This window comes from Actinoplanes sp. NPDC051513 (genome assembly GCF_044454685.1).
GTDB lineage: Bacteria > Actinomycetota > Actinomycetes > Mycobacteriales > Micromonosporaceae > Actinoplanes.
Genome location: NZ_JBITDW010000008.1, coordinates 387,480 through 412,086, shown reverse-complemented (window position 1 = coordinate 412,086; position 24,607 = coordinate 387,480). Strand labels below are relative to the sequence as shown.

At 68.4% G+C, this 24,607-nt stretch carries 24 protein-coding genes; 20 read left to right on the top strand and 4 right to left on the bottom strand.

Annotated features, from left to right (window positions below; all coding sequences use genetic code 11):
- The first annotated feature begins 288 nt into the window (after window positions 1-288).
- From ACIA5D_RS27275 to ACIA5D_RS27245, 7 genes are all read left to right on the top strand, one after another.
- Window positions 289-744, top strand: a complete 456-nt coding sequence (locus ACIA5D_RS27275; protein ID WP_396033052.1) for a hypothetical protein — start codon at window positions 289-291, stop codon at window positions 742-744.
- Window positions 745-833: 89 nt separating this feature from the next.
- Window positions 834-1,256 carry a hypothetical protein gene (locus ACIA5D_RS27270; protein ID WP_396033051.1) on the top strand — a complete coding sequence of 141 codons (423 nt, stop codon included), beginning with the start codon at window positions 834-836 and terminating at the stop codon, window positions 1,254-1,256.
- A complete protein-coding gene (locus tag ACIA5D_RS27265) occupies window positions 1,249-1,854 on the top strand; it encodes a hypothetical protein (RefSeq protein ID WP_396033050.1) in 606 nt (201 codons plus the stop codon). Before ACIA5D_RS27270 ends, ACIA5D_RS27265 begins: the two co-directional genes overlap by 8 nt.
- Window positions 1,855-1,989: 135 nt before the next feature.
- Window positions 1,990-2,733 carry a diguanylate cyclase domain-containing protein gene (locus tag ACIA5D_RS27260; protein ID WP_396033049.1) on the top strand — a complete coding sequence of 248 codons (744 nt, stop codon included), beginning with the start codon at window positions 1,990-1,992 and terminating at the stop codon, window positions 2,731-2,733.
- Window positions 2,730-3,635, top strand: coding sequence for a hypothetical protein (locus ACIA5D_RS27255; protein ID WP_396033048.1), 906 nt, complete (start codon window positions 2,730-2,732; stop codon window positions 3,633-3,635). Before ACIA5D_RS27260 ends, ACIA5D_RS27255 begins: the two co-directional genes overlap by 4 nt.
- The gene (locus ACIA5D_RS27250) at window positions 3,632-4,915 is read left to right on the top strand and encodes a hypothetical protein (RefSeq protein ID WP_396033047.1); all 1,284 of its coding nucleotides are present in this window, start codon (window positions 3,632-3,634) and stop codon (window positions 4,913-4,915) included. The genes ACIA5D_RS27255 and ACIA5D_RS27250 overlap by 4 nt, the downstream gene beginning before the upstream one ends.
- A 259-nt stretch (window positions 4,916-5,174) precedes the next feature.
- The gene (locus ACIA5D_RS27245; RefSeq protein WP_396033046.1) at window positions 5,175-6,005 is read left to right on the top strand and encodes an alpha/beta hydrolase; all 831 of its coding nucleotides are present in this window, start codon (window positions 5,175-5,177) and stop codon (window positions 6,003-6,005) included.
- Here the strand turns inward: ACIA5D_RS27245 and ACIA5D_RS27240 are convergent, their stop codons facing one another.
- The 3 genes from ACIA5D_RS27240 to ACIA5D_RS27230 form a co-directional block, all read right to left on the bottom strand.
- A complete protein-coding gene (locus ACIA5D_RS27240) occupies window positions 6,006-7,397 on the bottom strand; it encodes a hypothetical protein (RefSeq protein WP_396033045.1) in 1,392 nt (463 codons plus the stop codon).
- A gap of 535 nt (window positions 7,398-7,932) precedes the next feature.
- Window positions 7,933-8,151 carry a DUF397 domain-containing protein gene (locus ACIA5D_RS27235; RefSeq protein WP_396033044.1) on the bottom strand — a complete coding sequence of 73 codons (219 nt, stop codon included), beginning with the start codon at window positions 8,149-8,151 and terminating at the stop codon, window positions 7,933-7,935.
- Complete coding sequence (locus tag ACIA5D_RS27230; protein ID WP_396033089.1) at window positions 8,148-9,029, bottom strand: Scr1 family TA system antitoxin-like transcriptional regulator; 882 nt, start codon at window positions 9,027-9,029, stop codon at window positions 8,148-8,150. Before ACIA5D_RS27230 ends, ACIA5D_RS27235 begins: the two co-directional genes overlap by 4 nt.
- A 1,115-nt stretch (window positions 9,030-10,144) precedes the next feature.
- Here ACIA5D_RS27230 and ACIA5D_RS27225 point away from each other — a divergent pair.
- The 13 genes from ACIA5D_RS27225 (at window position 10,145) to ACIA5D_RS27165 (ending at window position 24,243) form a co-directional block, all read left to right on the top strand.
- Window positions 10,145-10,981 carry a GPP34 family phosphoprotein gene (locus tag ACIA5D_RS27225; RefSeq protein ID WP_396033043.1) on the top strand — a complete coding sequence of 279 codons (837 nt, stop codon included), beginning with the start codon at window positions 10,145-10,147 and terminating at the stop codon, window positions 10,979-10,981.
- Window positions 10,982-11,038: 57 nt separating this feature from the next.
- Window positions 11,039-12,550, top strand: coding sequence for an APC family permease (locus tag ACIA5D_RS27220; protein WP_396033042.1), 1,512 nt, complete (start codon window positions 11,039-11,041; stop codon window positions 12,548-12,550).
- Window positions 12,547-12,708, top strand: a complete 162-nt coding sequence (locus ACIA5D_RS27215; RefSeq protein ID WP_396033040.1) for a hypothetical protein — start codon at window positions 12,547-12,549, stop codon at window positions 12,706-12,708. The genes ACIA5D_RS27220 and ACIA5D_RS27215 overlap by 4 nt, the downstream gene beginning before the upstream one ends.
- Before the next feature lie 73 nt (window positions 12,709-12,781).
- Complete coding sequence (locus tag ACIA5D_RS27210; protein ID WP_396033039.1) at window positions 12,782-13,396, top strand: GNAT family N-acetyltransferase; 615 nt, start codon at window positions 12,782-12,784, stop codon at window positions 13,394-13,396.
- Window positions 13,397-14,426: 1,030 nt separating this feature from the next.
- The gene (locus ACIA5D_RS27205) at window positions 14,427-15,266 is read left to right on the top strand and encodes an SAM-dependent methyltransferase (protein ID WP_396033088.1); all 840 of its coding nucleotides are present in this window, start codon (window positions 14,427-14,429) and stop codon (window positions 15,264-15,266) included.
- Between the two features lie 158 nt (window positions 15,267-15,424).
- Window positions 15,425-16,708: a methyltransferase, FxLD system gene (gene fxlM / locus ACIA5D_RS27200; protein WP_396033037.1), complete on the top strand. Its 1,284-nt coding sequence runs from the start codon at window positions 15,425-15,427 to the stop codon at window positions 16,706-16,708.
- A gap of 75 nt (window positions 16,709-16,783) precedes the next feature.
- Window positions 16,784-16,981, top strand: coding sequence for an FxLD family lanthipeptide (locus tag ACIA5D_RS27195; protein WP_396033036.1), 198 nt, complete (start codon window positions 16,784-16,786; stop codon window positions 16,979-16,981).
- A 92-nt stretch (window positions 16,982-17,073) separates the two neighbouring features.
- A complete protein-coding gene (locus ACIA5D_RS27190; RefSeq protein WP_396033035.1) occupies window positions 17,074-20,145 on the top strand; it encodes a lantibiotic dehydratase in 3,072 nt (1,023 codons plus the stop codon).
- Window positions 20,142-21,308, top strand: a complete 1,167-nt coding sequence (locus ACIA5D_RS27185; RefSeq protein ID WP_396033033.1) for a lanthionine synthetase C family protein — start codon at window positions 20,142-20,144, stop codon at window positions 21,306-21,308. Before ACIA5D_RS27190 ends, ACIA5D_RS27185 begins: the two co-directional genes overlap by 4 nt.
- Window positions 21,305-22,234 carry a thiopeptide-type bacteriocin biosynthesis protein gene (locus tag ACIA5D_RS27180; protein ID WP_396033031.1) on the top strand — a complete coding sequence of 310 codons (930 nt, stop codon included), beginning with the start codon at window positions 21,305-21,307 and terminating at the stop codon, window positions 22,232-22,234. Before ACIA5D_RS27185 ends, ACIA5D_RS27180 begins: the two co-directional genes overlap by 4 nt.
- Before the next feature lie 3 nt (window positions 22,235-22,237).
- Window positions 22,238-23,407, top strand: a complete 1,170-nt coding sequence (locus ACIA5D_RS27175; RefSeq protein WP_396033030.1) for a hypothetical protein — start codon at window positions 22,238-22,240, stop codon at window positions 23,405-23,407.
- A gap of 264 nt (window positions 23,408-23,671) precedes the next feature.
- The gene (locus ACIA5D_RS27170; RefSeq protein WP_396033029.1) at window positions 23,672-23,860 is read left to right on the top strand and encodes a type I restriction-modification system subunit M N-terminal domain-containing protein; all 189 of its coding nucleotides are present in this window, start codon (window positions 23,672-23,674) and stop codon (window positions 23,858-23,860) included.
- Between the two features lie 239 nt (window positions 23,861-24,099).
- Entirely contained in the window at window positions 24,100-24,243 is a 144-nt protein-coding gene (locus ACIA5D_RS27165; RefSeq protein WP_396033028.1) for a hypothetical protein, read from the top strand.
- Between the two features lie 20 nt (window positions 24,244-24,263).
- Here ACIA5D_RS27165 and ACIA5D_RS27160 read toward each other — a convergent pair whose 3' ends face one another.
- A complete protein-coding gene (locus ACIA5D_RS27160; RefSeq protein ID WP_396033027.1) occupies window positions 24,264-24,524 on the bottom strand; it encodes a hypothetical protein in 261 nt (86 codons plus the stop codon).
- Window positions 24,525-24,607: the final 83 nt, after the last annotated feature.

Sequence of the window (24,607 nt, the reverse complement as noted above, 5' to 3'; positions counted from 1 at the left end):
CTCCCCGGCTGTCAGGTTCGGCCAGACGCGCCGATCTGACAGCCGGGCGCCGGAAGCGCTGGTCCTCCTACGCTGAAGGTTCTCCTTCTTCTTTCTGTGTCCTGATCCCTTGCCCCGCGCGGCGGCATCACGCCCACCATCACGGTCGGCGCCCCCGCGAGCCTTGGATCTGGCACCCCAAACTGCTGACGCTCTCCGCTGACGCGGCCAGGGCGCGGTAGCTCACACCCCCTTCCTGTGGCGGTCATCACCTGACGGCCGCCTTCTTGCTGTCCGTGGGAGGACGACGTGCTTCAACCCGCCTGGTATCTGCCCGACACCGTCTGGTTCGACCAACTCTCCGACGCGCCCGAACTGGACGACGGCCGGGGCCTTATTGGTGAACTCGCCGAGCTGCTCAGCGACGGAATCGCCAGTCCCGCGCTCACCGTCGCCGCGACGTACGTGCTCCTGCTGGCCGTTGACCACCTCGGCGACACCATGGCCTGGGCCGCCGCGAGTCTCGACCTTGCCGAGCTGGCCTGGTTGCTATGCGGTCTCAACCTGGCTCAGGCGCACCTTGCCCAGATGATCCAGCGCATCGCCTCGAATACCGACGCCCGCGCTTTCCCCGGCTCCGCCGAGGCACCGGCTGACGTGCTGCGAGCCATCACCGACAGCCTCAGCGCCGCCGGCGCCGACAGCGAGCTGGTCGCGGCACACCTCAAAGAGGCGCACCTACTGCTGCACGGATTCATGCAGTAAACCGCCGCGCCGGGCCAGCTTCAAGCAGCCCTCACCGTCGCGCCGGGTCCGGCATGAATCGCGCTCAGAAACCAACGAAAGGCCCGATCATGACGCTGTTCTACATCGCCGTTTACCACAACGCTGACAGCCGGTTCTTCCCGTACGAGCCCGGCCACGCTCTCATCAAGGTCATCTCCCACTGGCGGCACTTTCCTGCCAAGACCAGCCCGGAAGACATCGCGGACTGGGCCTACCGGGTGTTCAACGACGACCTCGACAGCCTGCAAGGCCGCCGCGGATACCCCGACGGCGGCGAGTTGGACTTCCTCGTGGCCTGCACCTACCGGCTGCTGAAGCTGCGCTCGCTGTCGGCCGGCGACGTCCTCGGGATCACCACGGAGGAGACCACCACCTTCCTGGCGTGCGAGTCCAACGGGTGGCGATCCATCCCTAGCCCGGACAACCGCACCGGGCAGGCGCTGACCGCCGACACCATCTACCAGCACCTGCGCCGGAGCGATCGTGCGTGACCACCCCTGCCACCGGCACAAGCCCGGCCAGCACACCGACGAATGCCTGACCGGCGGCTGCGGTTTCTGCGGCACCAGCCTCAACGACGTCGCGTCCGGCGAATGCCGCGCCTGCCTACGGATTGTCTGCGAGCAATGCGATGCCGGGTACCAGCCCGACCTCGGCCCGATCTGCCCGCCCTGCGCACCGTCGGCGCCCACCAACTCGGCCGCCGAGGACGGCGAAGACGCCCAGGAGTACCGGCTGTGCGTGTTCGAGTTCGACCTGTCCTGCGGCCACCTCGTAACCGTCGCCCGGACCGGCTGGTACCCCGTCACGGTGGCCTGCTGCGACCGGCTCGGCGGCACCATCCTGCGCGGCGTCTACGTGCCGTACGCCTCCGACATCGACTACATCAGGGTGCTGTCCGAGCGCTATGAACTGCGGCCCAAGGAAACCCCGCTCGGCTCCACCCAGCTCATCGGCCGGTGGCCCCGCAGCGACGAGCCCTCCCCGCCCGGACTCCTCGGCGTCGGCGGGTCTGCCGGAAAGTACCCGGCCCGCGTCGGCGCTGCCTGCAGTTGTGACGGCTCAATCGCAGCACCCGTGATCCCCTGATCCCGGCCTGCCACCCATAGGTAGCCCAAACACAGAAAACGGCCCGCCAACCGGCGGGCCGTCCTCGTTCGTGGACCCGGGACGCCTCGCCTGCAAAACGTGCGTCCCGGGTTCTCTCGCGAAGAGAGGAATCCAGTGTCTATCCTCGCCGCCCTGGCCGCCACCGCGGTCGTGGGCTTCCTGCTCGGCCGGCTCAGCGCCCAGCCCACCATCCGTACGCTCAACGGCCAGTTCACCGAGTTGCGCGACTGGTCCGTAACCCTCGAAGCGCTGCTCCGCGCCGCCGAGTACGCCGCCGGTCACGACCGGCTCACCGGCCTGCCCAACCGGACCTCAGCCGCAAGAAAGTTCACCATCCGCGCCGTATTGGGCGAGCCGACCATCGTCGCTCTGATCGACCTCGACCGGTTCAAGCAGATCAACGACAGCCACGGCCATCACGCCGGCGACGATCTCCTGCGTGCCGCCGCCGAACGGCTCAGCCTGGCTGCGAAGCTCCGCGGCGGTATCGCGGCACGGCTCGGCGGAGACGAGTTCGCGATCCTGCTGCGCGGCGGCCTGGAGCCCGGCACTTCGGTCGCCGCGATCCTGAATAGCCTCGCCCAGCCGGTCCCGCTGCACACCCATAGCGGCGACGTGACCGTGCACCCCACAGCCAGCGCCGGCGTCGCCGTCTTCGACGGCACCTACGGCACTTTCGACACCATCCTCGGCCACGCTGACATTGCGCTCTACAACGCCAAACAACAGCGCGGCAGCTACCGCATCTACACACCGGACATGCGGATGCCGCAGAACGCTGGACGCCACGGTCCCCGCCGCCGCGATCAACATCTGGCCGGCCGCGACCTTCCCGACGCCGGCGAGGTGACCGAGTGAGCAGAACCATCAGCTGCGGCGCCGCAACGATCGAGATCCTGCAAGCCGGGCCGAACGGCCCCGTACCCGGGCAGGTCACGGTCCGTATCAACGGGAACGAGCTGACCGGCCGTCCGGACCAACTCGCTGAACTCGGCCGCTTGCTCTACCACCAACTCGGCGGCATGACATTGCCGGGCAACACATGGCAGATCCTTGCCGTCGGCGACGCCCTCACCGGCCTCGCCTTCTACGGGCCGTTTCCCGCAGATGACCCGGGCGAACGGGCGTACGCCCGGATCCGGATGCTGGAGATCGACGAGCAGCCGTACGTCCAGGCCGACCTACATCCGCTGGACGAACTCTCACCCATCGACCCTGACCCCGACTCTGACCTGGCGACGGGCACCATTCCGCCGACCGCCGACGTCACCGCGCCCGGTGTGGGCACGCTTGAAGCCGAGACGACATACATCGTGAAAGTCGCCAACGGTTCACCGGCGAGCGCCTACGCAATGATCGGCCAAGAACTCATCGAAGCGTACGAGTTCCACGATGATGGCACGCCGGACTGGTCGACCGGCAGCATCTGCGATCCGGACCGTGGCGACACGGACTTCTACTTCCCGGCCACGGCGCTGCTACGTCACCTGACCGGGCAGGATCTCTCCGACCCGCCGGCCTGGGATCACACCATCCGCGCCGAGCTTGACGCCGCGTTCGACACCTACGGCAAGGACCGGCTGCTTGCCGAGTGGTGCCACGATACGGACTCCCACGGTTACCGGACCGTCGTCTGGCAACAGAACGGCACCGTCAAGACCGTACTGCTAGTCAACCCCGACCAGGCGAGGGCATTCATCGACGGCATGCAGGCCGCCGTCAACGCCCGAGCCCCGCACAACCGGGGCGTGACCGAATGACCCAGCCGCGCCCAGAAATGGCCTGCGCCAACTGCCTGACCCCGCTCAACACCCTCGGCGACAGCTACATCCACCCCGTCGGCTTCCGCCCCGGCCACGGACACCAACCCGTGCCCGTCCCGGTAACCAGCCTCGACACCGTGCGCCGCACCTGCGACTTCTGTGGCGACCCGCACCCCGTCTGGACCATCACCGGCGACACCCTCACGGCCGTCATCACCTCCACCGACGGCGGACTCGTCCAGAACTACGGCGACCGATGGGCCACCTGCGCCCTGTGCTACCAGGACATCACCCAACACCGGCTCGACCGAATCTCTCAGCGCGCTCTCCGCTTGCTGCCGACACTCGAGCCCGGCGTCCAGGCCAGGGTCACCCAGCTGCACCGCAGCTTCCTCACCGGACTACAGCCCGGCCGCGCACTGATCACCACTACCGCCTGGCCCCATACCACGATCACCGCCCGCGATCTGCCCAGGATCCGCGACCGGCTCCTCCGCCTCCTGCGCGGCACGATCACGCTGCCCGCACATCTCAGCATCGACCGACCTGAACTCGCCGACCGGCTTGAGCAAAGTCGCCTCTACTGGGTCGACCCCACCTTCACCAACCTCGCCACCGCCGCCACACCAAGGCTGCCCAACACGGCTCTGCACCCCAGCCTGATCCCCGGCGATGTCGGCATCCTCGCCTGGGCTGAACCCATCGGCCACACCGCCGCGATCACCTGGTCCACCCACGACACCGCAATCCACCTCGTCCGATACCGGACCATCGGCAGCGGCCTCGACCAGCACGTCCAGCAACACATACGCGAAGACATCGGCTGGCTCGCGCCCATTTCCACCCACATCCTGCCGCTCGACGCCGAGATCAACCCGCGAGACCACGCTGGCATTGCCGTGACCCTCGCGACCTGGCTGCTCATGGGCCAACAAGTCGCCGAAAGCCCAGCCGCCGACCTCGACAAACCCACCCGCAAGCGATACACCCGCAGCTACCGGCCGCTACCTGACGTCCGGCTCGTCCGTCTCCGCACCGCCGACCAAGCACCGCCAGGAGGCCAGCCACACCGGCAGCCCGCTGACCGCGCCACCCCAGCCGAGCGAGTCTGGGTCACCGGACACTGGCGCGCCCAGCCCTACGGACCCGGCCGGACCCTGCGCCGCCCCGTCTACATCCACCCACACCTACGCGGCCCCGACGACGCACCGATCAAGCTCAGCACCACCGTCCGCGTACTCGCCAACCCGCCCGCGAGCACGAACACCAACGAGTAGGACCCGAACGGGGCGCGGGCGAGCCCAGCGCTTCACCGCGCCCCGTCCGTACCAACACCGCGAGTCAGAGATCACCGCGAGACTGTCAAGAAAATGGCTATGGCGCAGAAACGGTCGCTCCGCGAGAATTTGGACCCTCAAACGCTCAGTGGATCGCCCGGGGTCACTCACTCCGGAGCGACGACAGCAGCCTCCGACGGCAGGACGCGGAACCGCTAAGCTTCGAGCGGTGCCGACCGGGCTGGAGGGAACGCCGACCATGACCGACGACGCCCTGCAAGACGCGACCATGCAAACAAGCTTTCGTAGTGCAGATGGCCTACTTCTTCGTGGAACCTTCGTCGCGCCGCAGCGACCATCTGGCTCCTGCGTCGTCCTCGTGCACGGTGGAGGCGTAACCCGCGAGGAAGGCGGCTTCTTCGGCCGGCTCGCTACAGGCCTGGCGTCAGCCGGGGTGGCGTCGCTCCGCTTCGACTTTCGAGGTCACGGCGAAAGCGAGGGCAGGCAAGAGGATCTCACACTGTCCGGCGTGTTAAACGACATCAACGCTGCGGTCGCGCACGTCCGGCAACTCGCCGGCGGTCCGCCCGTTAATCTACTGGGAGCGAGCTTCAGTGGTGGTATCTGCGGCTATTACGCGGCCGAATTTCCATCTGAAATCAGCAGACTCGTTCTAATTAATCCGCTAGTCAACTACAAGAAGCGCTTCATCGACGACAAGCCGTACTGGAATAACGGTCAGATCGACGAGTCGGCGGGTCGCGAACTGACCCAGAGCGGGTTCCTACCACATTCGCCGACATTCAAGCTTGGCCGTCCCATACTGAACGAGGTATTCTATGTACGCCCAGATCGCAAGTTCGGCAACATTAAAGCACCAACGCTAATTCTGCATGGCACTGGCGACACCTTCATCCCCGTGCAGAGTTCACGCGACTACATTGCAAGGATTCCCTCGCCCTCTCGGTTGATTGAGATTGAGGGCGCCCAGCACGGGATTGCCGTCCATGATGATCCACAGTATGTAGATCCGCAGACTCAATTGTGGCAGGCGAAGGCGATCGAGGATATCGCCGCCTGGCTTGTGTGACTAGACCGTTTCCATCAGCCGGGCAAATGAGGCGACCGCAGGTCGTTTCCGCCAAGGATGCAGATTGACCCGCAGCCGCGCCAACTCTTGCATCGTTCGTGCGGATCCTGCCATGGTGGCAGCAGAAAAGGCTGAGCAGCCAATTGATGCGGCTTTGTCTGGTTGCTGAATAGTTGCTAGGGTCTGGGCCTGCAGTACGGAAAAGTACGCGAAATCGCGTGTCGAGAAGACTTCCGCCTTCAAGGTTGTCGCATAGATTTCGGCGGCCTCGTCTGGCCGACCGGACTCGCCATAGCAGATGGCGGTTTGTAGCCTGAACAGCTGTTCGCCGTAGTGGGCAGCGAGTGGACCGTCGTCGCCAGCCCCTTGCGCGAGAAGTTCGCGCGCCCGCTCCAGAGTGTCGTCAACCTTCTGACGGTTGCCATTCACCATCGCGAGTCCGCGCGCCTGCTGCTGGACCGCTTCGGCCATGATTCGAGAAGGGAGACGCCAGGGCCCATCCTGGGCAGCCTCGGCAAGCCCGAGCATCCGGGCGGCATCGCGATTGTCCCACGATGCCTGGCTTTTCTTGATCAGGACATAGCCAGCCATGGCGTAGTCAGTTGCTTCCAATCCCCATTCCGATGCCCGATCTCGCCAATAGTCTGCCGCGACGGGATGACCCATGTCCCGGTACAGCCAACCGGCGAACTCCGCAGCCCCAGCACCGACTCGCATAAGAGGGCGGCGCGTCTCCCAATCCACCGACCGCGCTTTGCGCTGTACGGTCGCGATGATGCCGAGCACGGTCGGTAGCGCATGGCGGGGGCCATGGAACCCGTCGTCTGCCGCGCTGTCGGCGAGCTTGCAGGTCAGGATCGCAACGAGCTCTTCGTCGCTGCATCGGTGACCGTCCCGCCACACACCATCCATGCGGTCAAGATCATCGAGCATCAGGGTCGGCGCTGTCCCAGCGGTCTTGATCAGGGCGCTACGGACGACCCCATTGCTCGGCTCTACGATAAGGCCGTCCTCATGATCTGATCGCTCAGGACCAGGGATAGCTACACCCGCCAACGGCGACCGGCGGTTGCGGTAGAAGCCAAGCTCGGCGTCAGTCACGGCACCCGTGACGCCACGAAAGCCGTCCCTTCGCGGCCGCCTAGGCCAGTGGTGTTCGCCGCGCTCGTAGCTTCCAATATCGTTCTCGTCGAGGTGATCTCTGACTTTCAGGTGCTCCCATTGCCAGGCGTTAACCGCTTCGGCGAATTCTTGTCGCGACATCGGCTCATCCGAGCCGCTGGACGACATCATTCGCAGACGAGCGTATATCAGCTTTGTGTTCGCGTTCTTGGTCGGTTTGCCGTCCGTCCGAGAGGTACGGGCGGGTGCTGGCGCGGGCGTGGCATCCATGGCGTCACCGTCCCGTTCCTTCATCGGTGCCTATTCCGGTGGCTGCGGGTTTGGGCATTGTGGTCAGCATGGCAGGAGCGACCATGCGTTCTCAACCAGCTACCCCGTCTGGAGGCCGCTGCCTGCGGCATTGTTGGAATGCTTGGTCGATGGGTCGCCTCCTGTAGGCGTGCGGTTGCCGTTCGCGCGCTCGCCGGCAACGAGGTAGGGGACCTGGTCGCTCCTGGTGTGGAGGTTCATCGGTACGCCGTCGTGGGCCGTGCCGATGGCTCGCCCGTGTTCGGCGGCCTTGGATTCCTTGGCGTGCAGCCGCCCGGGATCGCCGGTTGCCGGCCGGGTTCGCCTGCACGTAGTCGACTGGGATCTCCGTGCGTCGTCCACCACGGGCCTTGCCGCTCATCGCTAACCTCCGCTGTTGATGTTCCGGCCGCCGGATGGGCGCGAACCGGTGCCTAGTCACCGGTAGCTGGCAATCGGATGGAGCCTGCTACGACGGGCGACACCGGTTCGCCGCCGCCCGTCGCCCAGATTGGGTCTAGCTGTGGTTCGCCCGATTGCGGTCGAACTCGCTGTTCTTGACGCCCGTGATGAAGGCGTCCCATTCGGTGGGGCTGAACTCGATGACCGGGCCGGTGGGGTTCTTGCTGTGGCGAACGCCCACGGTTCCGTCGGCGGCGAAGGCCGTCTCGACGCAGTTGCTGGCGCCGTCGCTGTCGCTCGACTTGAACCAGTTGGTGAACTTGCTGATGCTCATACTCGGTTCCCTGCGTAGTTGTTGGGCTTTTCCTCGGCCATCGTGGCGAGGAAGTCGAGGCTGTCGGCCGGGGATAGGGCCGCCTGTTGAATGCGCTGGTACAGGTCTAGGTAGTGGCTGGTCTTGTCCGGTGTGCTGAGGACCAGGTCTTCGCCGTCGGTGTCGACCGCGACCACGGTCGGGTCCCTCGGGTCGGCGAAGCGGTAGGTGAAGAACGACGACTTCGGCACCACGTAACCGGGTAGCGGGGCGGACAGGGGCAGTATCCGCATCGTGATCTTGTTGCGTTCGCGTCCGATCCGCACGAGGTGCCGGAGTTGGGCGCGCACCACATCCGGAGGTGCCGCCGGGCGGCGCACGGCTTGCTCGTCGATGATGACCTCGTATTTCGGGCCGCCGGCCCGCTCGAGGATGCGCTGCCGGAAGGCGCGTGCTGCCAGCGCGCGGGCCGGGTCGAAGTGCTCGGGGCGGGTACCGCGGTTGGCGCGGACGCGAACTTCGGTGAAGGTCGGAATCTGGAGCAGTCCGGGCACCATGAGTTGGTACTCGGCGATCGAGCGGGCGCCGGCTTCCAGGTCGGCGTAGAGGGCTTGCTGCGGCCCCATCTCGTCGCGAAATTTCTCCCACCAGCCGCGTTCCCGACAATCGCGGGCTACGGCCATGATCTCTTCCCAGCGGCGCTGGCCTACCTTGAGTACTTCGAGGATGAGCATCATCTCGGCATCGCTTGGACCCACGTGTCCATTTTGTATTTGGCTGATCCGCTGCCGAGGTATCCGGGTTGCGGTGGCGAGCCGCACGGCGGAGTAGCCGTGCTCCTGCATGAGCTGTTTCAGCTCAGCCGCGAGACGACGACGCCGCACATAAGGGCTGATCATCAACAGACCTCCGGACGCCAACAAATGTGAAAGCGCACTACGACTGTCCGACCACTGCGGACTGTCCGGCGCGGCCAAAGCGTAACCCCGGATTTCGGCGACAAGATCCTTATAACCGTTCAATCGGGTGACAAAGTCGCAGGTCAATGGCGGTTTCCCTACTAACTCCGGTGCTAAAACCCCTATTAATTCGGGGTTCCACACCTGCGGACTGTCGGTAATCGTAGGCACACCACACGCGACATATCGATGTTTGTGGTCTGCCAATCATCCCGTCAGACAGCCGCACCAACGGGCGAGCAGATCCGGCCGTTGCCGAGGAGGACGTGATGACCGCCAACGGATCACCGACACCGGCCACACGCCGCCCCGCTCCTGCTACGCAAGCTGATCTGGTCTTCGCCGGGTCGGTAAGCCCACGCGTCGACGGGGTGATTGGTGGCGTGCAGTCCTCGCCCATGCTCAAGCTGACGCCGGTTCAGGTCGACCGCTCGAACCCGCGGGACAGGGCAGGCCGGGGCTGCTCTTGCGCTCGCCAGGTCGGCCGGAGGGGTGTGCACGCCGCACCCGTCATGGCGGCGGCTTTCCCCAGCCCAACCCCCAGAAGCGTCCGCGTCTCCGTGCTGCGCCGTGCCGCCGCGGTGGCGTGCGATCCGGGACGGCAGAGCCCCCGCCTGTCGTCCCTCAACCGCCCATACCGGCTGTGTCAGGCATCTGGTCAAGCCTCCGGAGATGCCTGCTGCCAACGGCCAACCGAGGGCGGCCGTGGGCGGGTGCGGATCAGGCCACAGCTTCACCGTGCCGGTCCGTACCCGCCCGCGAGACACGCGTACCCGGGCCGCCCGCACGACGCCCGCAGTGGCACCCCGAACTCGCCGACCAGCCCGAGGGGGATATCCGGAACACCGGGTAGATGTACGCGGGCATCGGCTTATTTACACGGCACACAGCAGGGCTCGAAGGCACCGGGCAACACCACACGAAGCGGCGGTCGCGAGCAGCCGAGCGGCCGTCGACGCAAGAGAACGGACGACCAGACCGACAGTGCCGGTAGTTCAGTCGGGCCCGAGTTCCCGTTCAGCCGAGTAGCCCACTGGGTGGGGAAGGACGTTGTCATGTCGTCAGCGGGGCCGGCGAGGCTCACCGATCAGCTGTGGCTTGCGGCGCACGACCGGTACAGCGGTAAACCGGTGATCGGTGAGGGCCCCCTCGGCGTCGGGCTCGCCGCCGGGTTGCTCGCCGAGCTGATCCACTACAAGTTTCTTGAGCTCAGCGACGGCGAGCTGTTCCGCACGACGCCGGACCTGCCCAGCGACCTCGCACTGCGGCCGTTGCTGGCAAAGATGGCGGAAGAAGAGCAGCGCCTGCCCCCGCCGGAGCCGTTGGCACCAGCCCAGAGGCGGGTGCCTGAAGGCCAGAGCTGGTCTGCGCCGGCCCCCGGCGGCCGCGGCTGGATGGAGCCGGCGCCGGAAAGGCAGAGCTGGCATCCGGCCGCCCGGGAGGCATGGGGTACCGCGCCGGTACAGGCTGCGAACCGGCATCGGAGGCGCGGTCATGACCTGCGCGACTGGATCGCGTTTCTGGCACGCGAGCATCGTGCCGAAGATCGGGTGATCGACCGGCTTTCCCGGGCCGGCCTCGTAAAGCAGCAGGAGCGTCGCCGGCTGCTGGGTGGTTCGAAGGTGCACTGGGTGCCCCTCGACACCACGGTGGCCGGCGCCCCAGCGACCGCGATCAACACCGCACTCACGCGTGGACTGCGGCTGGACGACCCCCAGCTGCTGCTCGCCGGCCTGTTCCTGGCGACAACCCTGCACCAGCATGCGCTGGCCACCTTAGGCCCGGATGACCTCGCCAGGCTGGCGGACCAGCTCAAACGGCGGCTGGACACGACCTCGCGGGAGCTGTTGAAGGCCGCGGACAACGCAGTCGCGGATGCCGCCCTGCTCTAGCGCCCCTCGATGTATCACACCATCTCTAACCCCTCACCTTCTGCAAGGAGGAACCCGGTGTCCGCACCAGCTACTGGGCACACCGCATCCCTGAGTGTGTCGTCCGCGTTGGCCGCCGACCGGCTCGGCGCGTTCACCGTCGGGACGACAATCGCCAGTTCCGTGGCACCGCTGACCGTTGTCGCGCTGGTCGTCAGCACCGCCCTGGCCGCCACCGGGCTGGTCGGTGTTCCGATCGCGATCATCGCAGTCGCGCTGCTGTTGATGCTGTTCGTCGTCGGCTATCTCGCGATGGCCCGGCACATCCCGAACACCGGCGCCTTCGGCGCCTACGTCGCGCAGGGCATCGGCCGCCCATTCGGGGTCGGCACCTCGTGGGTCGCGCTGGCCACCTACCTGAGCTTCGAACTGTGCTGCTTCGGCGGGTTCGCCGCCGCGATCGCCGTGCCGCTGCTCCAGAAGTGGTTCGACGTCAGCACGCCGTGGTTCATCCCCGCGTTCATCATGCTGATCCTGGTCGCGGTGCTGGGCGCCAACGAGGTCAAGGTGTCCGGGAAGGTGCTGATCGTCCTGGTCGTCGGCGAGACGATCCTGGTGGTCGTCTACAGCATCGCCATCATCAGCACCCCAGGCTTCCACTTCACCTTCGCCGCCCTGGCGCCGGCCAATCTGTGGGGACCTGGCGCGGGAACGTTGTTCGTCATCGGGATGACGGCATTCGCGGGGATCGAGCAGAGCGCGGTCTACATCGAAGAGAGCAAGAACCCGCTTCGCACCATCCCGATCGCCACCTACGCCACCATCGCCACCATCTGCGCCGTGTACGTGTTCGCGTCCTTGGTCGTGATTTCCGCCGGCGGCCCGCAGATCATCGCGCGAGCCACCACCGAGGGCCCCGACCTGTTCTTCAACGAGGCCACCGTGCTGCTCGGTACAGCCGCCCTGACCGTCGGGGCGATCCTGCTGGGGACCAGCCTGATCGCGGCGAAGCTGGCCTTCCACAACGCCGTCTCCCGCTACGCCTACGCATTGGGCCGCGAGGGAGTCCTGCTGAGGGTGCTCGGCCGGACCACCAGGAAGGGCGCACCCCGCACCGCGTCGGTCATTCAAAGCGTGCTCGTGTTCACCGTGCTCGCCCTATATGCGGCCGCCGGCTGGGATCCGCTGGTCCAGCTGTTCTATTGGGGCAGTACCACAGGCGGTTTCGGGGTGCTGCTACTGATCACGTTGACCAGTATCGCGGTCATCGCCTACTTCGCCCGCGACCCGCACGGCGAGAAGCTGTGGCACCGCCTCCTCGCACCCACATTGGCGTCCGGGATCCTGCTGTTCGTCGCCTACCTCGCGACCGACAACCTGCCCCTCCTTTTCGCCGTCGACCCGGGCACCGGCCCCGCCCGGATCGTCCCCCTCGCATTCCTGATCATCTTCGCCGCCGGTATCTGTTGGGGTCTGATCCTGCGCCGCACCCGACCCACCGTCTACGAGGGCATCGGCCGCGGCACCCGCGCCACGGTCTCCGCCTCCACCTCCGCCCTGTCCGCCGTCTTCCAAGGGACCACCCGATGACCACCACCCGGCCCTGCGCGTCGCCTGGCACTAACGACATCGACCCGGTCGCTGCCCTGGTCGCCGACGCCTTCGGCTTCCTGGAGGTCGTCCGCTGGCTGGCGCCCGACCCCGGCCGCCGCTGGGAGGTGTCACGGGCTGGTACCAGCCCGAGGTGAACGAGCGCATCGACCGCGGTGCGCCCAGCGCCGCCACCTCCCGCCTCTCCGGCACTATCGAAAGGACCGCCTGATGACCATCTTCACCCTGCCCGGGCTGCGCATCGCCGGCGAAGCCGACATCGACCTGGTCGCCGACGTGGTCGCCGACGCGTTCGACCACCTCGAAGTCATCCAGTGGCTCGTGCCCGACCCGGACCGGCGCTGGCAGGTGACCCGAGCCTGGTACCGGCTCCACGCCGAGCACGCGATCCGCGGCGCCGGCCAGGCGGTGCTCACCGAGGACCACACGGCCTGCGCGGTGTGGTTCGACCGCACCGGCCCGGTCAGCGAACCCGACGACTACGCGCCCCGCCTGGCCCAGCTCGCCGGGAACCACCTGGACCAGTTCGAACACCTCGACGCCCAGATGGACACCCACCACCCGAAGCCACCGCACTGGCACCTGCTGTTCCTCGCCGTCCGGCCCGGTCAATGGGGTCAAGGCCTCGGCAGCCACCTGATGAACCACACCCACACGCAGCTCGACGCCCACGGCATCCCCGCCTACCTGGAAGCCACCAACACAGACAACGCGCGGCTTTACCGCCGACACCACTACACCAACATGGACCCCTTCGACCTGACCGTCGACGACGACATCTGCCTGTACCGGATGTGGCGCGCTCCGCAACCTGTCACCGCATAACCCCAGGCGACCGGCCGCAGCAGTCCCCCCGTGCTGCCCGGCCGGTGACGAGGTGGTGTGCCGGCAACCGCAAGTCTCCTGACCGCAGGACGGCACACCACCTCACCCCGACCTCTACTGACTGCGACAACGAAAGCGTGCCCTGCCATGACTTCCGCGCCGGCCACTCGCTCCGGGACACCCGATGTCCGCCGTACGGTCGCCGCACGCTTTCGCCAGCCGACCACCACCACGGCAAGCACCGGTGGTGACCGGCATGTGGCGGTACCCCTCTGCCGTCGCGCCCGCCGGGTGCGCGACCACACGGCGTGGCCGCGGATCGCGCACGCGGCACCCGATCCCGTCTCCGCCGAGCGTCCCTGGCGGCTCCACCACCCGTCGGTGGCCCTCCCGCAGGATCGGGCGAGCCGGTCATGACCGACAACGGCAAGCTCCGTCCCGCTGTGCCGGCGCCCGATGGCTGCCAGCCATTCGCGAACCGAGATCCCCACCCGGCAGATGCCGGTGATTCGAGCCAGCCCTCGCGTGGCCGGCAGATCTGGCGGAATCTGACCGAGCCGCCAGATGATCACGAGGCTCAGCGGCCTGCCCCGTCCCGATTCACTGACCTTCTGGGGGGCGCTGCGATCATGGCCGGTTTCCTGGCGCTGAACTCGCTGCTGGTCATTTGGCTCACTGACTTCGGCGCCCACCCTGCGCTACGCGCGATCGTGTCCTCGGTCGTCATCGCTGCGGGCATCGAGACGGCCCGCACCTGGTATGCCAGGCAACGAGCCAAGGCCAGCAATCCTCAACCGAACGATGCAGAAAGCCAGCACCGCAATAGCGCAGCCGCGTGGGCCAGGACGCGGCAGCCGCGCTCGGGCGGGCGCGGGGTGCCCGAGCGGCTAAAACGGCGCCGCGTACCCGGCCCCCACCCGCGAAGCGGCCCCGCCCGAAGACATGACGATCCAGGCCCCACAGACGGAGGTGCCCGATGATCTCGCCCCGGCCGTCGCTGGCCCGCCCCGACCGTGCCGGTTGGCCCGCGATGAGTGGCATCGGTGTGCCGGCGTTGGATACGTCGGTGCCGCATTCGGCTCGTCGGTACAACTACTGGCTGGGCGGTAAGGACAACTTCGAGGCCGACCGGGCCTCGGGCGACGCCATCGCGGAGCGGTGGCCGGACATCGTCACGGCCGTGCGGGAGAACCGGCGGTTCTTGCGGCGGGCGGTGCGCTACGCGGTTCAGCGTGTGGGGGTGCGGCAGTTCCTGGACATCGGTACCGGGCTGCCCACCGCGGACAACACCCACGACGTCGCCCAGGCGATTGACCCGTCGTGCCGGATCGTCTATGTCGACAACGACCCGCTCGTGCTCACCCACGCCCGTGCCCTGCTGACCAGCACCCCGCAGGGCTGCTGCGCCTACCTGGACGGCGACGTACGGGAGCCGGAGAAGATCCTCGACAACCCGGTCTTGCGGGAGACGTTTCATCTGGGTCAGCCCGTGGCGTTGATGCTCGCCGCGGTCATGCACTTCGTGCCCGAAGCCGACGACCCGTATCGGCTGGTCGCTACCCTGCTCGACGCATTGCCGTCGGGAAGCCTGCTGGTGCTCTCGCACGGCAGCCACGACCTGATCCCCGCCGAGCAGGCCGCGCGGCTGATCGAGGAGGAGTACCCCGGCAAGGACGGCTTCTATGCCCGCACCCGGGCCGAGGTCAGCGCGTTCTTCGAAGGGGTGCACCTGATCGGCCAACCCGAGCGTGCGGGTGGCGGGTCGCGACGGCCCGGGTTGATCAGTGAGTGGCGTCGTAGCCCGGAAGACGGGCAGGCGCCGCCCCGCTCGGCGGTATCCACCTGGGGTGGCATGGGCCGCAAACCATGAATATCTCAAGCGTCGAGCTGGCGGCCTGTCTGAAGGTGCGGCGTGAACCGTGGAGGCCGCTCCGAAAGTGCAGGCGACGCTGTGCAGCTGCCCGCTCACGGTGCCGCGATACCCGTGAAGTCCGTTGTCCAGAATGTGCCAATGATAAGGGAAACACCATGACTGACCCAACCGCCGCGCACCAGCAGGCCGCCGCGCCGACCGGGCGATCCACCGACTCAGCGTCGAACGCGGATCGGGCAGCGAAGCTGCGCGCCGCGCTCGTCGAAAGCCTCCGCGCCGATGGGAAGATCACCACGCCGGCGGTCGAGGCCGCGTTCCGGACAGTGGCCCGCGAGCGATTCCTCCCAGCTGACGTGCCGCTCGACAAGGCGTATGCCGTGGATGACGCGGTGGTGACGAAGCGCGACGCGCATGGTGTGGCGCTCTCGTCGGTGTCCGCGGCCTACATCCAGGCGCGGATGTTGGAGCAGGCCGAGCTCCGGCCGGGCATGACGGTGCTCGAAGTCGGGTCCGGCGGGCTGAACGCGGCCCTGACCGCTGAGATCGTCGGGGAAAGCGGCCGCGTAGTCAGCGTGGACATCGACACCGAGGTCACCGACCGCGCTGCGAGGCTGGTAGAGGAGAACGGCTACGGCGGCCGGGTTCGGGTCCTGGTCGCGGACGCCGAGCACGGCGTACCCGGCGAAGGCCCGTTCGACGCCATCATCGTGACGGTCGGCGCCTGGGACATCCCACCGGTCTGGCTAAACCTGCTCGCCGATCAGGGTGTGCTGGTACTGCCGTTGATCATGAACGGGGTCACCCGCACCATCGGGTTCCGCCGCTCCGGTGATCATCTGGTCAGTACGTCGATCGAGGTGGCCGGGTTCGTGCCGATGCAAGGGGCCGGCCGCCACGACGAGCGGGTGTTCCTGTTGACCGACCCGAACGGCAAGCAGGTGAAGCTGCGGTTCGACTCCGGTGTACCCGACGACATGAGCGCGCTCGATGGGTTGCTGGCCACCGACCGGACCGAGGTGTGGTCTGGGGTGACGATCCCGCATCGGACCTCGTTCGCCGACCTGTACCTGTGGTTCGCCTGGCACCTGCCCGGGTTCTGCCTGCTGACGGCGGACGACGGCACGCAGCTGGCCACCGATCGCGGCACCTGGTTCCCGTTCGGCGCCGTGCATGGTGCCGGGTTCGCCTATCTGGCGATCCGGCCCGCGCTCGACGGAGCCGGTGTGGAGTTCGGCTCCCGCGCGTACGGCCGCGACGGTGAACTGGCGGCGATGGCGCTGGTGGAGCAGGTCCGGGCGTGGGACCGCGACGGCCGGCACACCGAGCCGGTGTTCGGGTACTGGCCGGTCGGCAGCGACGAGACCCAGATTCCCGCCGACGCCGCCGTCATGGACAAGACGCGCGGCGTCGTCACGATCTCCTGGCCGTCACGCGGGTGAGCAGCGCGCGGCTCACTCGCACCAGCCGGCCAGGTGGCCAACAACCCTTCGCACCCCGTAAGGAGAGTGATGTCGATGGCTCCGCTGGCTGCGGTCCTCGACGCCCCCACCGCCCCCGAGGTCGAGGCCGTCACCGACGACGACTTCGAGCTGGACATGCGCGTGGTCGAGGCCACGACGCCGCTGGAGGTGTTCATGTGCAACACCAACGACGGCTGCGGCTCGACGTGCAGCGGTAGCGCCTGTTCCACGTCCTCGTACGACCCGCGGTAAACCGCGTAGCACATCCCTCTGACGCCGTCGGAGCCCGCGCCGCCTCGCGGGCTCCGACGGCCCCCACCCCTTTGCTCGCATGAAGGAGCGACATGCCGACCGTTGTCCACCTCTACCGGCCGGTCGGCCCCGTGCTGGTCCGCGCCAGCACCACCGGCGGCACCGTCGACAGCCCACCACCGGCCGGCACGGCGGTCGACGAACTCGCCTGGCTGGCCACCCAATGGTCCCAACCCGAGCTGCGCGACGCGATCACCCTGGCCAGCCCGGACCTCGCCGGCCGCGTGAGCCAGCTCCTCAGCGACGGTGCCCCACCCCGGCGAGCCGTCCACCGCGCCGTCGCGGCGACCGCCTCCTATCTGACCCGGTGGCAGCGGCGAGCCACCCCATTCGGCTTGTTCGCCGGAGTCACCGCCGTCACGATCGGCCCCGCCGGTGCGCGGATCAGCGACCGGCACACCGCCGTGGCTCGCGCCGACGCCGACTGGCTCACTCGGGTCATCGACCCGTTGGAGCAGGACCACGCTCTGCGCCGCACGCTGACGGTCGTGGCCAACAGCGTCTGCGTCACCCGCGACGGCCGGTTCATCGTTGCCGCCCGCCCCGCACCCGGCCAGCGCTCGCCCGGCCCGCTGCGGGACATCTCGACCCGCAGCACCCGGCCGGTGCGGCTCGCGCTGGCGTGCGCCGCCACACCGGTGCGTTTCGACCAGCTCGTCGCGCATCTCGCGGATCAGCTTCCGCAGGCCGATCCGCGCACCATCGAGGCGATGCTGCATGGCTTGATCGACGGCCAAGTCCTGATCACGAATCTTCGCCCGCCGATGACCGCCGTGGATCCCCTAGGCCATGTACTCGCCGCGCTGCACGAGGCCGACACCGACCACCTGCCCGAGATGCTGGCGATGATCGACCAGCTCGGCGAGATCCACGCACAGCTTCGACGACACAACAAGCAGACCGACCCGGGGCGGCAAGCGGCTTTCCGTGCGGTGGCCACGGAGCTGATGGCCGCGATCGTGCCGGCGACGGCCGAGCCGCCGCTCGCGGTGGACGTCCGGCTCAACGCGACGATCAGCCTGCCGCAGCGGGTCCTCGATGAGGCCGCGTGCGCGGCCGGGGTACTGCTGCGGGTGACCACTGAGCCGTTCGGGTCACAGGCGTGGCTGGACTACCACGCGCGGTTCCGCGCCCGCTACGGTCCCGGCGCCGTGGTCGGCGTCCGCGACCTCGTCGCGGATTCCGGCCTCGGCTACCCGCCCGGATACCTGAGCGCGGCAAGGGCACGGCCGGCGTGGCGCATGCTCACCGAACGCGACGCCCACGTGTTGGCGCTCGTGCAGCGGGCCATGCGCGACGGCGCCGACGAGATCTCGCTGTCCGACGCCGACATCGAGGCCCTGACCACCGGCGACCCCACCGCCATCGTGCCGCCGGCCCGGCTAGAGCTCGGCGTCTCCGTCCACGCGACCTCCGCTGACGCGATGAACCGCGGACAGTTCGAGCTGCGGATCACCGGAGCGCCGCGCACGCACACCAGCATGGCCGGACGATTCGCGTACCTGCTGCCTGCCGCCGACCGCGACCGGATGGGCCGGGCCTATGCGGCAGGCAAGGGCCGGGGTGTGATCCTGGCGCAGGTGTCGTTCCCGCCGCGACGGGTGCACAACGAGAACGTCGTGCGCGTCGGCCGGCACACAGCTCAGGTGGTGTCGGTGGGCGAGCACCCGGACGGCGACGTGATCGGCATCGACTACCTCGCGGTGACCGCCGACGCGGACCAGCTCTACCTCATCCACGCGCCGACCGGCCGCAGGGTCATCGCGTACCTGCCGCACGCCTTGGCGGCCGTGCAGATGCCGCCGCTGGCTCGGTTCCTCGCCGAAGTCGGCGACGCCCGCACCGCCGTGTTCGGCCCGCTCGATCTCGGCGCCGCCGCCCGCACCCTGCCCTACGCGCCCCGCATCCGATACCGACACACCGTGCTGGCCCCGGCCGGCTGGTGGCTGAACGCCGCCGACCTCACCACATCGCACCCGGACAGCGACGCAGACACGTGGGACAAGGCCCTCGACCGGTGGCGGCGGCACTGGCGCGTCCCCGCCCGGGTGATCGTGTGCCACGACGAGCTACGCCTGCCGATCAACCTGGACGACGCAACCGACCGGCGGCAGCTCAACACTCGGCTGAGCCGCGCTGATCGGCTCGAACTGCGCGAGGACGCACCCGCCGACCGCGACGGCTGGCTCGACCGGCCGGCCGAGTTCGTCATCCCGATGACGCTCGCCAATCCCGTAGCTCGGCCCGTGCCCGTTACCGCCGCCACGACCGGTACGACGCACCGTCCCGGCGCGTCCGCCGTCGTCCACGCCCGCCTGATCGGCAATCCCGCCCGGTTTGACGACCTGCTGACCAGACACCTACCAGCATTCGCCGACAGCCTGACCGACCTCGGCGTCCTGTGGTGGTGGGCCGGTCGGCACCGGGACATGATTCGTCTCGATGCCGACCAGCACCTTTCCGTCTTCTTCCGGCTGATGACGCCCACTGCGTACGGAGCGGTGGCCGCCCGCCTCGGACAGTTCGCCGACGACCTGCAGGCTCGAGGATTGCCCAATGAACTGGTCTTCGCCGCCTACCATGAGCAGCCCGGCCGCTACGGTCGGCTGCTGACTCTGGCGGAGTGCGTCTTCGCCGCCGACACCACCGCAGCGATCGCACAGCTTCGCCTGGTGGAGCAGACCGGCGTATCCGGCCAGGCGCTCGCCGCCGTGTCAATGGCCGAAATCGCCGCCGGGTTCGCGGCCGACCCGATAGCCGGCTACGGGACGTTGCTGGAGCAGCTCAAGGGGCACACCGAGCCCGCCGACCGGGCGGTCGGCGATCTGGCCCGCGACCTCGCGTGCCCGGTCGGTGAGTTCGCCGGGCTCCGGGCGCTGGCCGGTGGTGACGCCGTCCTCGCCGCGTGGGAAGCCCGGCACCAGGCGCTGCACGCCTACTACCTGGCGCTCGACGCCGAGGGTGCCCCGGCTGGCCTGCTGCGGACCCTGCTGCGCGAGCATCACCACCGGGCACTCGGGGTCGATCCCGACTTCGAGCGCCAGACGAACCATCTCGCTCGGGCCGTCGCCATGCGTTACCTCCGCCCGGCAGGCGTCCGATGACCGCCGCCACGCCGATTACCCTCACCGAGACGGAATCCGGCGCACAATCCCTAGCCACCGGCACCGTCGGTCACGCGCTGCTCGCGGTGGAGCGGGCGGTCAACGGCACCGGGGAATGGGCCACAGCCCAACGCCTCATCCAACAGGCGGCGGCCCGGGTCGACGCCGCCCTACACACCGGGCTGTACTACGGCGCGCCGGCCATCGCCTTCCTGCTGCACACCACGACCGCTGACGGCCGCGACCGCTACCCGGCTGCCCGGCAAGCCCTCGACCTGCGCGTCCGCCGGCTCACCCGCACCCGCCTGACCAGCGCTACCCAGCGGCTCCGCGCCAGCCGCCCAGCCACCTTCGCCGAATACGACCTGTTCACCGGCCTGATCGGCTTCGGCGCTCTCCTGCTGCACCAGGCGCCCGACAGTGACGAACTCGGCGACTTGCTGACTTACCTTGTCCGGCTCGTCGAACCCCGCTACCACGACGACCTGCACGTCCCCGGATGGTGGGTCGAGCACGACCCCGACCCGCTGTATCCGACGCCAGGCGGGCACGCCAACCTCGGGATGGCGCACGGCGCGGCAGGACTGCTCGCGCTGCTCGCTCACGCCACCCGCCACGGCCATCACGTCCCTGGACAGACCGAGGCGATCGGCTGGCTGTGCGGCTGGTTCGACCAATGGCGGCAGGAGTCCCCGCACGGCCCGTGGTGGCCCCAGTGGATCACCCGCGAACAACTGCGCACCGGCCACCTCACACACGACGGGCCGGGACGACTGTCGTGGTGCTACGGCACGCCCGGCATCGCCCGCGCGCTGCAACTTGCGGCCATCGCCACCCGCGACCGCGCCCGCAAGACGGTCGCCGAGCACGCCCTCGCCGCCTGCCTGATCAGCCCACAGCGCGACCGGTTCACCGACCTGGGCATCTGCCACGGCCTAGCCGGGCTCTACCAAACCGCGCACCGGGCCGCCGCCGATACCACCAATCCCGTCATCGCCCGGCAGCTTCCCGCCCTCGTCGACCTCATCACCCACACCGGCCACGAAGCCGAGGGCGACGACAGCGGATTCCTGACCGGCACCACCGGCGTCCTGCTGGCACAGGAGACCATCCGCGCCGGCCAAACCTGCACAAGGTGGGACGTATGCCTGCTGATCGCATGACACTCACGACCGGGCAACTCGCCGAGCGGGTGGAAGCGGTGCTCGCCGGCACCGCCGTCGAGCACTCCGCCGTCGATGACATCGACCTGTCCGACGCGGTGGCAACCTACCGAGCCGCCGGGCGGGCCGCCCTGACCCGCAGGCGAGAGCGAGTCTGGTTCCAGGCGCGCCTCGCGTGGCCGGACTGGGCCGACGCGGAACCAGTGTTCGCCGCCCACGTCGCGGCCCGTCTGGATGACCTCGACAACGTCGCGGCCTGGTGGTTCCTGCGGAAGTACCCGCACTGGCGGCTGCGCGTGCGCAGCTCCGATCACCGCGCCGTAGCGGCGCTGCTCGACGGCCTCGTGACGGCGGGCACGATCACCGGCTGGCAGCCTGGCCTCTACGAACCCGAGGCTGCTGCCTTTGGCGGCGAGGCCGCCATGCCCATCGTCCACGACCTGTTCTGCGCCGACAGCCGAGGCGTACTCACCTACGCCGGGCAATGCAGCCCCGCGCTCGGCCGCCGCGAACTGTCCCTACTGCTCATCCGCGCCATGCTCCAACACGCAGGGCTCGACTGGTTCGAGACCGGCGACGTCTTCGACCGGGTCGCCCAAATGCGTCCCACCCCCGCCGACCACGACACCACGGGAATCGACGCGCTCGCCGTGAAGATGCGGCCCGCGCTGGCGGTCGACATCACCACCGCCATGCCACTGTTCACACCCGGCGGACACCTCGCCTGCGCTGCTCCCTGGCTGGCCGCGTTCATCGAGGCGGGCAAGCTCCTCGGCGAGGCCGCCACCGCGAACCGCCTCGATCGCGGCCTGCGGGCCACGACCGCCCAGATAGTGATTTTCCACTGGAACCGGCTTGGTCTGTCCGCCCAGGCCCAGGGCATCCTCGCCCACGCCGGGAAAGCCGCCACCCTACCCCGGAGCTGACCCATGCCTGCGTCACCGCTCACCGCCGCCGTCCGCCGGTTCCCGCTGCTGGGCCGCCCTCGGCCCGACTGCCCAGCGCTGCCGGCACGCATCCAGGAGATCACGGACGCTGTAGAGACCGCCCGGCACAGGGCCGATCACGGCATGGCCGACGCCGCTCACGCCCTCAACAAGGCCGCCCTGATCGCCAGCGACGCCGGCCTTACCGACCTCGCCCGGCGGCTGTGCTGGCAGCACATCGACACCTACCGCCATGCCGGACGGCGCCTGACCATCCGGGAGGCCCGCTACGTGCTCGAACCGGTCCTCAACCTCGCCCGCCTCCAGATCCGCACCGACCAGGGAAGCGCCGCCCTGCGCCTACTGGAGTCGATGTACCACGCCGTCACCCGGCACTGCGATCTCATCGTCGCTGAACAGACCCTCCCCCTAGCCAACCTCACCGGCGAACCGGCCGACCGACGCCAGCTACGGCAATGGGTCTGGCTCCAATTCATCGGCGAAGGCGTCCGTGCACTCGCCCTCGCCGGCCGATGGGACGAGGCCGCCGAACACGCACGCCACCACAACGGCATCGGCGACCACCTGATGGAAGGCCGCCAAACCGAGATCATCACGCACTGCCTAAACGGCACCCGCCCGCAAGCGCGCATGCTGCTCGCCGAGAGCACCACCACCGAAACCTGGGAACACGACATCGCGGCTTGCCTCCACCTGATGTGCCTCCCAACCAGCGACGAACCGACCGCACCAACCGGCGCGGTACCGCTGCTCACCGCAGCCGTCGGCCGTTACGACGGCAGCAACAGCTCCGCCAACTACGCCTCGTACCGCGCCCGGCTCGGCCTCACCATCGCCACCCTCGCCAACACCATCAGGGCCAGCATGGCGACGGCCCTACTCACCCGGGTCGCAGAGAACGCGATCAGCTCGGCCGACGGGTACGCCGCCCGCGACGTGCTCGGCTTCCGCGACCCCATCGAGGGCATCACCGACGCCCAACGTCGCCGCCTCAACTATCGCGCCGCGGAGGCAGGTCTCGGGATCGGGACGCTGCCGGAGTCGATCCTGCAGCGGCTGACCGCCGGCAGCGACGAGGCAGCGGCCGTGCTGGGTACGGCGCTCGTGCTTGCATCCGCTCAGACACCGGCTCGGCGATCAAGCACGAAGTGACCGACGCTATGAGGGACAGCAGGAACCATGCAGTGGCCCGCCTGCGATGGGTGTTGGCCTGGATGGAGCAGAGTCCGACGGTCCGCAGCCAGAGGGCTCACCCAGCCCACCGGCCGCTGCGCGGGTACTCGTACGCCGTGCCGGCGAAAAGCCATTGACCGCTCCGCGCTCTGGCATAACGCGCCAGCCCGTCACCCCGATCTCCATCACCCTCCGTCAAGGGCAGACGATGGAGTGCCTGACGGGTTACTGGGAGATGACTACGTGCGCAAACTGACGTTGCCGCAGCTAGAGCGCCACCTGTTCGCGGCGGCGGACATCCTTCGGGGCAAGATGGACGCCTCCGAGTTCAAGGAGTACATCTTCGGGATGCTGTTCCTGAAGCGGGCATCGGACATGTTCGACGCCGAACGGGAACGGGTGGTCGAGCGGTTCAAGTCGCGGGGCGAGTAGGAGGCCGGACACCGGGCAGAGCAACCCGAGTCGTACCGGGAGGCGTTCTTCGTCCCGGAAATCGCCCGTTGGGGCCACCTGCGGCGGCTACACGACAACGTCGGTGACGGGATCAACAAGGCTCTGGTCGAGCACCGATCCGCCGCCGTCGCGACTGGACTTCGGGGCGCTGTCTGCCGGCTCGCCTGTTCGTGGCGACGTGGAGGGCACCGCGGACGTGTCGGCGACGTGGTGGGGGCGTGGACGGCCGGGCGATGCCGTACAAGAGCCGAGCCCGGACGTGGCGGATCACTACCCGGGAAGACAACGGCTGGCAGGTGACCTGGGTCGAGGCGCCGACCTGGTGTGGCGGCTACGTGCTTGCCGCGAAGTGCCGGGCCTAGTGCTGACCGGCGCTGGGGGATCAGCCGGGCGGTGTGGTCAGCGGGGGTTGGCTTTCGGTCACCAGGGCCCAGTTGGCCAACTGGGGCGGAACTTTCTGCTTCAGGGCGTCGACCATGGCCCGCGCGTCTTCCTCGTGGGCGAAGTCGTAGACGACTTCCCGGCGGTCGTCGCCGCCCTGGCGGCCGCGTACCTGCCAGCCGGTTTCGGTCCGCAGCAGGTATACGTCGCGCCGGGCCATGCCCCACTGACGGTTGTTCCAGTGCTCAACCTGCTTCGCCACAGGCCGAGACTAGAACAGGCGTTCGAGCGCATCAACTTGGACGGGAGGCGGTAGACGGGCACGAATCGTGCGCCGAGCCGCGA

Excerpts from the sequence above, each read along its gene's own strand:
- ACIA5D_RS27270 (WP_396033051.1), top strand. The coding sequence starts at position 834 with ATGACGCTGTTCTACATCGCCGTTTACCACAACGCTGACAGCCGGTTC.
- ACIA5D_RS27250 (WP_396033047.1), top strand. The coding sequence starts at position 3,632 with ATGACCCAGCCGCGCCCAGAAATGGCCTGCGCCAACTGCCTGACCCCG.
- ACIA5D_RS27245 (WP_396033046.1), top strand. The coding sequence starts at position 5,175 with ATGACCGACGACGCCCTGCAAGACGCGACCATGCAAACAAGCTTTCGT.
- ACIA5D_RS27240 (WP_396033045.1), bottom strand. The coding sequence starts at position 7,397 with ATGGATGCCACGCCCGCGCCAGCACCCGCCCGTACCTCTCGGACGGAC.
- ACIA5D_RS27235 (WP_396033044.1), bottom strand. The coding sequence starts at position 8,151 with ATGAGCATCAGCAAGTTCACCAACTGGTTCAAGTCGAGCGACAGCGAC.
- ACIA5D_RS27230 (WP_396033089.1), bottom strand. The coding sequence starts at position 9,029 with ATGATCAGCCCTTATGTGCGGCGTCGTCGTCTCGCGGCTGAGCTGAAA.
- ACIA5D_RS27225 (WP_396033043.1), top strand. The coding sequence starts at position 10,145 with ATGTCGTCAGCGGGGCCGGCGAGGCTCACCGATCAGCTGTGGCTTGCG.
- ACIA5D_RS27215 (WP_396033040.1), top strand. The coding sequence starts at position 12,547 with ATGACCACCACCCGGCCCTGCGCGTCGCCTGGCACTAACGACATCGAC.
- ACIA5D_RS27210 (WP_396033039.1), top strand. The coding sequence starts at position 12,782 with ATGACCATCTTCACCCTGCCCGGGCTGCGCATCGCCGGCGAAGCCGAC.
- ACIA5D_RS27205 (WP_396033088.1), top strand. The coding sequence starts at position 14,427 with ATGAGTGGCATCGGTGTGCCGGCGTTGGATACGTCGGTGCCGCATTCG.
- fxlM (WP_396033037.1), top strand. The coding sequence starts at position 15,425 with ATGACTGACCCAACCGCCGCGCACCAGCAGGCCGCCGCGCCGACCGGG.
- ACIA5D_RS27195 (WP_396033036.1), top strand. The coding sequence starts at position 16,784 with ATGGCTCCGCTGGCTGCGGTCCTCGACGCCCCCACCGCCCCCGAGGTC.
- ACIA5D_RS27190 (WP_396033035.1), top strand. The coding sequence starts at position 17,074 with ATGCCGACCGTTGTCCACCTCTACCGGCCGGTCGGCCCCGTGCTGGTC.
- ACIA5D_RS27185 (WP_396033033.1), top strand. The coding sequence starts at position 20,142 with ATGACCGCCGCCACGCCGATTACCCTCACCGAGACGGAATCCGGCGCA.
- ACIA5D_RS27180 (WP_396033031.1), top strand. The coding sequence starts at position 21,305 with ATGACACTCACGACCGGGCAACTCGCCGAGCGGGTGGAAGCGGTGCTC.
- ACIA5D_RS27175 (WP_396033030.1), top strand. The coding sequence starts at position 22,238 with ATGCCTGCGTCACCGCTCACCGCCGCCGTCCGCCGGTTCCCGCTGCTG.